Origin of the sequence: Shewanella sp. AS16 (assembly GCF_021412365.1) — a bacterium.
GTDB classification, from domain to species: Bacteria; Pseudomonadota; Gammaproteobacteria; order Enterobacterales; family Shewanellaceae; genus Shewanella; species Shewanella salipaludis.
On sequence record NZ_JAKCLK010000226.1, the window covers coordinates 1 to 295 of the forward strand.

The 295-nt window shown below is 54.9% G+C and carries 2 pseudogenes; both read right to left on the bottom strand.

The window, feature by feature from the left end:
• Positions 1–151: pseudogene (locus tag LZP73_RS21580) on the bottom strand (hypothetical protein); the annotation flags it as partial.
• Positions 90–295: pseudogene (locus tag LZP73_RS20105) on the bottom strand (hypothetical protein); the annotation flags it as partial. The pseudogenes LZP73_RS20105 and LZP73_RS21580, both read right to left, overlap by 62 nt.

Sequence of the window (295 nt, forward strand, 5' to 3'; positions counted from 1 at the left end):
ACTGGCACAACTTTTCCAGCCGTTCCGCCGCCATATAAGTATGCGCCACGCCGCTTACGCAGGCGGTTACTGCCACCAGATATGCCATTTTAACCTCCCACGGTAACCTGAAATCCGGCCCGTTCTGCCATTTCACGCATCGTTGCCACATCGGCTGACGACGGCGCAGAAACCTCTTTCATCGACCATGTTTTCCCCAGCAGGCGGTATTTCGGCTCGCCGTACTGATGAAACGGTAACAGATGGATCTGCTTGATATTCAGCGGGATCAGCACGTCCAGCGCCTGCTGCATAT